This is a genomic window from Quadrisphaera granulorum, from assembly GCF_003149145.1.
GTDB classification, from domain to species: domain Bacteria; phylum Actinomycetota; class Actinomycetes; order Actinomycetales; family Quadrisphaeraceae; genus Quadrisphaera; species Quadrisphaera granulorum.
Window position 1 is genome coordinate 171,175 of sequence record NZ_QGDQ01000005.1, and the last position, 6,936, is coordinate 178,110.

General features: G+C 72.9%; 6 protein-coding genes. 1 reads left to right on the top strand and 5 read right to left on the bottom strand.

Annotated elements, in window-relative coordinates; all coding sequences use genetic code 11:
- Positions 1–84: 84 nt before the first annotated feature.
- A complete protein-coding gene (locus BXY45_RS06340) occupies positions 85–408 on the bottom strand; it encodes a hypothetical protein (protein WP_109773471.1) in 324 nt (107 codons plus the stop codon).
- 21 nt (positions 409–429) lie between these two features.
- Between BXY45_RS06340 and BXY45_RS06345 the strand changes: the two genes are divergently transcribed.
- Positions 430–792 (top strand): hypothetical protein, encoded by a 363-nt coding sequence (locus BXY45_RS06345; protein ID WP_109773472.1) that lies wholly within the window; start codon positions 430–432, stop codon positions 790–792.
- Between the two features lie 100 nt (positions 793–892).
- Here BXY45_RS06345 and BXY45_RS06350 read toward each other — a convergent pair whose 3' ends face one another.
- The 4 genes from BXY45_RS06350 to BXY45_RS22845 form a co-directional block, all read right to left on the bottom strand.
- Positions 893–3,580 (bottom strand): polynucleotide kinase-phosphatase, encoded by a 2,688-nt coding sequence (locus BXY45_RS06350; protein WP_109773473.1) that lies wholly within the window; start codon positions 3,578–3,580, stop codon positions 893–895.
- Complete coding sequence (locus BXY45_RS06355; protein ID WP_109773500.1) at positions 3,577–5,085, bottom strand: 3' terminal RNA ribose 2'-O-methyltransferase Hen1; 1,509 nt, start codon at positions 5,083–5,085, stop codon at positions 3,577–3,579. The genes BXY45_RS06350 and BXY45_RS06355 overlap by 4 nt, the downstream gene beginning before the upstream one ends.
- Before the next feature lie 79 nt (positions 5,086–5,164).
- Positions 5,165–6,340 carry an RtcB family protein gene (locus BXY45_RS06360; RefSeq protein ID WP_109773474.1) on the bottom strand — a complete coding sequence of 392 codons (1,176 nt, stop codon included), beginning with the start codon at positions 6,338–6,340 and terminating at the stop codon, positions 5,165–5,167.
- Positions 6,341–6,535: 195 nt separating this feature from the next.
- Positions 6,536–6,769, bottom strand: coding sequence for a hypothetical protein (locus BXY45_RS22845; RefSeq protein WP_119700367.1), 234 nt, complete (start codon positions 6,767–6,769; stop codon positions 6,536–6,538).
- Positions 6,770–6,936 lie beyond the last annotated feature (167 nt).

The window sequence follows — 6,936 nt, forward strand, 5'->3', positions numbered from 1 at the left end:
GATGTCTGGTCAGCCGTGGTGCCGGCTCCGCGCCACTGGAGGGGATGTGGCCCGACGTAGGCGGCGCCGAGCGGGGCAGGCTGGTCACGAGGGTCCGTGGCACGTTCCCAGGTCAGCCAGCGACGTCGCCTCGGGGCAGGACTGACGCTCCCACGTGCCGCTCCCGAACTTGTCGTCGGTGGAGTCGACCAGCACCTCCAGGCCCGGCTGGCCCGGGAGACGGCGATAGTGCGTCCGGATGGGGTCGCCCTCGGTGGTGGGTTGGGTGACGACCAGCTCGGCGCCGTCCTCCTCAGCGGCGTCGCTGAACAGACATGACGACGATGTCGGCGCGAGCTCTCCCTGACCGACGGTGATGGCTGGGGACTGCTGGAGGTCCGCTGCCTGCGCCGCTTCACGGGACGCCACTCGGTGTGCCTGGATGGGCCAGTGATCGAGGTCGGGAGCCGCACCAAGAACCAGCCGGCGCCGCCGTGGGCGGTGTTCGAGGCGCTCGTCGACCCCCACCGCGACCCGTCGCGCCCGTGGCTGACGCTCCTCGACGACGAGATCGCGCCCGTCGTCGTCGAGGAGGAGCACCCGCGCCTGGTGGTCTGGACGTCGCTGTGGCAGCGACGGCCTGACGCACGCGTGCGCTTCGACGTCCTGCCCGCTGGACCCAAGGGCGGCACCGATCTGCGGTGGACGCTGCTCGTCGAGGAGCCCGCGCCCGACGCGGCGCTGGTGGGGCACCTGCGTAAGCGCCTCAACCAGCTCATCAACGCCGAGCTGCGGTACTCCTTCGGCCAGTGACCCCGTCCCGCCCGAACCGCAACCAGGCGCTCGGTTGCGGTTCCAAGGGCCTCGGTAACCGCAACCAGGCGCTCGGCTGCGGGAAGGAAGGGGGCGGGGGTTACAGGCGGGGGTCCACGGGCTCCGACTCCAGCGCGAGGACGGCGAACACCGCCTCGTGCACGCGCCACAGCGGCTCACCCTCGGCCAGACGCGCCAGTGACTCCATGCCCAGTGCGTGCTCACGCAGCGCCAGGCTCCGCTTCCGGCCGAGCTGACGCTGCTTCAGCCGCTCCAGGTCACGCACGTAGCCCGGCCCGTAGATGAGCCGCAGGTACTCCGCACCGCGCACCTTCATGCCCGGCTGCACGAGCCCCTTCTGCCCGCGCAGCGCAGCCCCCGCGAACGGCTTCACCACCATCCCCTCACCGCCCGCGCCGGTCAGCTCGGTCCACCAGGCGGTGCCGGCCTCGCACGAGGCGGCGTCCGCGGCGTCCACGCGGAAGCGCCGTGTGGTGCGGAACAGCGACCCACCGAGCTCGGCGTCGGCCTCGACCAGCCGGTCTGCCACCGACAGGTGCCAGCTGTGGTCGCGGTCGCCGAAGGTCTGTGCACCCGAGGTGGCCGACTTGGGGGCACCTCCCGCTTGCGGGGGACCATGATCACCGGGGAGAGGGGAGGCGGCGAGAAGCTGGAACGGCGCCAGCTGCACCCCGTCGAGCCGCCCCTCACCGACGCCCGTCGGCCACACGTACCGGCGGTACGCCTCCGTGAACGCCGCCGCGTCGGTCTCGCGCTCGCGGGTCCGCTCCAGCAGCGCTCCCACGTCGAGTCCCCGGGCTGCTGACTGCTCCAGGACGACGACGGCGGCCGGCAGCGCCGCCCTCGCTGCCGCGCCGACCGCGGCGTACTGCGTGCGGAGCAGCTCCTCGGCCTTCGCCGACCAGGGGAGCAGCTCGGCGTCGAGCAGCAGCCACTGCTCACCAGCCCCGCCACCCGCGCCGTCCCCAACGGCGGGACCGCACAGCTCGTCCCACAGGCCGGCGCCTTCCGCTGCCGCGCGCACCCGGTCGAGGAACGCGACCGTCAGCTCCTCCGAGAAGAAGGACCGGCCCGTGCGCGTGTGTACCACCCCGCCCGTCGACGACCACGGTGCCAGCCCGTTGCGCGAGCGCGCCACGAGCACCACCGCCCGCGAGCCCATGTGCTTCTCTTCGCACAGCAGGTCCGTGACGCCCACCTTCCGGTACGCCTCGAACGCCGCCTGCGGGTGCTCCAGCAGCTCGGGCGCCTCCGCCCAGCCGCCCGCCGGTGCCATCGTCGGCGGGAGGTACCAGAGCAGGTGCGGGTCCACCGCGAACCGGCTCATCACCTCCAGCGCGCCCGCTGCCTGCTCCGCAGCGACCGCCACCCGCCCCGCCAGGCGCGTCTCCACGCCGCGGCCTGCACCGTCGGTCGAGACGACGTCGGTGAGCGCGAGGTCGTCGTCGTCCCGAACCGGTGTCTCAGCGACCAGCGGCTTCACCGGCTCGTAGTGCACGGCCTCCGCGGGCACCTGCACCGGCTCGCGCTCCGGCCACCGCAGCGCCGACAGCGCACCCCCGAACACCACGCCCGTGTCCAGGCACAGCGTGTTGTTGACCCACTCCAGCTCGGGCGTGGGCACGTGCCCGTAGAGCACGGTCGCCCGGCCGCGGTAGTCGCGCGCCCAGTCGAGCCGCACCGGCAGCCCGAACTCGTCGGACTCGCCGGTGGTGTCGCCGTACAGCGCGAAGCTGCGCACCCGCCCCGACGCCCGGTTGTGGTACGCCTCTTTGAGCCCCGCGTGCGCCACGACGAGCTTCCCGTCGTCGAGCACCAGGTGGCTCACCAGCCCATCGGCGAAGCTGCGGACACGCTCGCGGAACGCACGCCGCTCGTCGTCGTCCTCGATCGCCTCGATCTGCGCGAGCGTGGTCTCCAGGCCGTGCGTCACCGAGACGTCGCGCCCGTCGAGGGCGCGGACGAGCTTGGCCTCGTGGTTGCCGGGGACGGCGAGCGCGTGCCCCGCCTCGACCATCCCCATCACGAGGCGCAGGACGCCGGGGGTGTCCGGGCCGCGGTCGACGAGGTCTCCGAGGAACACCGCGCGGCGCCCCTCGGGGTGCACGGCGTCGACGGGGCGGCCGTGCTCGTCGAGCGTGATGGCGTAGCCGAGGGTCTCGAGCAGCGTCTCCAGCTCGGAGCGGCAGCCGTGGATGTCACCGATGACGTCGAACGGGCCGTGGTCGTCGCGCTTGTCGGAGCGCAGCGGGGCGCGCACGATGCGCGCGGCCTCGACGTCCTCCACCGAGCTCAGCACGTGCACCGTGCGGAAGCCCTCACGCCGCAGCGACTTCAGCGACCGGCGCAGCGCGTCGCGGTGACGCTTGACCACGTGCGCGCCGAAGTCGCGGTCGGGCCGGGCGGCGTTGCGCTCCAGGCAGACGCGCTCGGGCAGGTCGAGCACGATCGCCACCGGCAGCACGTCGTGCTCGCGGGCCAGTGCCACGAGCTGGCGGCGCGGCTCGGACTGGACGTTCGTCGCGTCGACGACCGTGAGGTTGCCGCGGCGCAGCCGGACCCCGGCGATGTGGTGGAGGACGTCGAAGGCGTCCGCGGTGGCGGCCTGGTCGTTGACGTCGTCGGCGACGAGCCCGCGGCAGTGGTCGGAGGAGACCACCTCGAACGGACCGAAGTGCCGCGCGGCGAACGTCGACTTGCCCGACCCGCTGGCCCCCACGAGTACCACGAGGCTGAGGTCGGGGACCTCGAGGACCTTCTCGCTCATGCCGCTTCCTCCTTCGCGTCGCGCCGGGTGAACACGGCCATCTGCGTGGGTGGGCCCACCTCGTCGTCGTCCTGACCCACGGGTTTGATGACGACGACGTAGCCGCGGCGCTCGGCCACGTCGGAGGCCCAGGCGGCGAACTCGGCGCGCGTCCACTCGAACCGGTGGTCCGGGTGCCGGAACGCGCCGGCGGCCAGGGCCGGGTAGCGCACGTTGTGCTCGGCGTTGGGGGTGGTGACGACGACGGTGCGCGGGCGTGCGTGCGCGAAGACGCTGCGCTCCAGCGCGGGCAGCCGCGGCGGGTCGAGGTGCTCGACCACCTCGACGAGGGTGACGGCGTCGACGCCGGCGAGGCGGTCGTCGCGGTAGGTCGCGGAGGTCTGCAGCAGCTCCAGCCGGGCGGCCACGGAGTCGGGCAGGTTCCCGGTGGTCGAGCCGGCGCCGATGCGGCGGGCCGCCTTCTCCAGCTCGCGGGCGGAGACGTCCGCGCCGACCACGCGCGTGAAGCGGGGGTCGCGGAGCAGCTCGCGCACGAGGGCTCCCTCGCCGCAGCCGAGGTCGACGACGCTCGTGGCGCCCGCCTCGCGGAGCACGGCGAGCACGGCCTCGCGGCGCAGCACCGCCAGCGGCGTCGCCTTCTCTTCGTTCGCCCCCACCCCCTCCACCCCTCCCTCCACGATCAAGGAAGTTGTGCACGGGTCGGTGTGCAGAGCTTCCTTGATCGTCGAGGAGGGGTCGTCGAGGGGGAGGCCCTCGACGTCGTCGAGGCGGGCGACGGCGTCGCGCACCAGCGACCGCTGGTGGCGCAGGTAGCGGGTCATGACCAGCTCGCGGTCGGGGTGGGCCGGCAGCCAGTCACCGCCGGCGCGGACGAGCTTGTCGACCTCGTCGGTGCTCACCCAGTAGTGCTTGGCGTCGTCGAGGACGGGCAGCAGCACGTACAGCTGGCTGAGTGCGTCGGCCAGGCGCAGGGTGCCGCGCAGGTGGACGTCGACGACGAGCGACTCGCCCCACTCCGGCACCTGCGGGTCGAGGGGCTGGGCTGCGGCGTCGACGTCCCACCCCAGGGGCTCGAACAGCTGCCGCACGAGTGCGGCCCCGCCGCGGCTCACGAGCGACGGGACGTGCACCTCCAGCGGCAGGGGCTGCGCCGGCAGCTCGGGACGGGCGTCGCAGCGACCGGCCAGCGCCGTCCTGAACACCTTGCCGAGCGCGACGGCGAGCAGCGAGCTCGCGGCGTACGGCCGGTCGTTGACGTGGTCGGCGAGCGCGAACCCCTCCGGCGTCTCGCGACGGCCGCGGCTGCGCTGGAGGGCGGCGGTGTCGACGTCGAGGAGGAGCACCGCGGTGGCGCGCTCGTCGCCGGCCTCGGGCCAGAGCACGTGCGCGGTGCCGCCGAAGACCTCGCTGGACTGCGCCCGGTCGGGGTGCTTGTGCAGCAGGAAGCCGAGGTCGCGTGCCACCGGCATGGCCGGCGACGCGGTGGCGGTGATCGTCAGGAGCACGACCCCATCCTCTCCACCCGCGGTGATCATGGGCGTCCGCCACCTCGGCAGGGTGGCGGAAGTCCATGATCACGCGGGGTTAGTCGCCCTTGACGTTGACGACCTGCCGCAGCTCGTGCCGAACTTCCACGAGGTCCGCCGCGTCGGCCATGACGACGTCGATGGGCTTGTAGGCGCCCGGGTGCTCGTCGAGGAACGCCGGTGAGGAGGCGTCCCACTCGACACCGGCCATGCGCTCGACGAGGTCCTCCTGGGTGAAGGTTCGCCGCGCCTTCGCCCGTGAGAGCGCGCGCCCCGCGCCGTGCGGCGCGCTGTTCAGCGCCACCCGGTTCCCCAAGCCGGCGACGACGTACGACGTGTCGCCCATCGATCCCGGGATGAGCCCCGGCTCGCCCTGCTTCGCGGAGATCGCACCCTTGCGGGAGAGCCAGACCTTGCGGCCGAAGTGGCGCTCCTGCTCGGTGTAGTTGTGGTGGCAGGAGACCTCCTCGAGGCGCTCGAGGTCACGCCCGACGAACTCCTCCACGCACGTCATGACCCGGTCGACCATCTCCGCGCGGTTGAGCCGGGCGAACTCCTGCGCCCAGCGCAGCTCGCGTACGTACGCCCAGAACGCGTCAGTGCCCTCCACGAGGTAGGCGAGGTCCGGGTGCGGCAGGTCGATCCACCAGCGCTTGCACAGCTCGGCCGCGACGGCGATGTGCCGCTGCGCGATCTTGTTGCCGACGCCGCGCGATCCCGAGTGCAGGAACACCCACACCCGCTCGATCTCGTCGAGGGATACCTCGATGAAGTGGTTGCCGGATCCGAGCGAGCCGAGCTGCAGTCGCCAGTTGCCCGCCGTCGCGTCGGGCTCGAAGCGCGCCTGCTCGGCGAGTGCTTCCAGCGCGGTGATGCGCGCGGCCGCCGTCGTCGTCAGGTCCTCGTTGTACCGGCCCGCCGACAGTGGGACGGCGCGCGCGATCGCCTCGCGCAGCGGGGCGAGCGAGCCGCGGGCGCGCAGGTCGTCAGCCGTCAGCGGCGTGAGTACCGCATCCATGCCGCACCCGATGTCCACTCCCACCGCGGCGGGGATGAGTGAGCGCTCGGTCGGGATGACGGAGCCGACGGTCGCGCCCTTGCCGAGGTGCGCGTCGGGCATGAGGGCCACGTGAGGGAACACGAACGGCATCCGGGACGTCGCGAGGGCCTGCGCCCTGGTCTCCTCCTCGAGGATCGAGGCCCAGGACAGCAGCCTGTCGTTGATCTTCTCCACCGTTCCATCGTGCAGGGCGGCGCAACGGATTTTGGATCACGCGGCGCCCGGAGGGTGGGTCAGGGCGTGCTCGCGTTCGTCGTCGTCGTCCTCCTCATGCCGCACTTGCCGCGGAAAGTGCGACAAGGGGGGCCCGCTTCCCGCACTTGCCGCGGAAAGTGCGGGAAGGGAGCGAGGAGGAGGGGGACGACGGCGTCAGGCGGACGCGCGAGCGAGGCTGCGCACGAGGCGCGCCTCGAGGGCGGCCAGGTCGCCCTCCGACAGGCGCCGGGCCACCGCAACGAGCGCCGGCGGCAGCTGGTGCGCCTGCTCGCCGCGGCACGCCGAGGCCAGGCTCGCGCCGTGGCTGGGCTGGACCTCGACAGGGATCGGTGACGCCAGGATCTCGTGAGCCCAACGGTCGACGTGCGCGGCGAGGGTCGCGGTCATGAAGGTGCCATCGGCAGGAGGGGTGGCGACCTTGACGCCGCGCTGGGCCTGTCGGGGGACTGTTCCGCTCCCCCCGTTACCTTCTTGATCACCCCAGCGATGGGGTGGCAGGCCACCGCCGCCGGTATGACTGAGTCCCCCTGTGCACCGATGATCTGGGGGGTGTT

Excerpts from the sequence above, each read along its gene's own strand:
- BXY45_RS06350 (WP_109773473.1), bottom strand. The coding sequence starts at position 3,580 with ATGAGCGAGAAGGTCCTCGAGGTCCCCGACCTCAGCCTCGTGGTACTC.
- BXY45_RS22845 (WP_119700367.1), bottom strand. The coding sequence starts at position 6,769 with ATGACCGCGACCCTCGCCGCGCACGTCGACCGTTGGGCTCACGAGATC.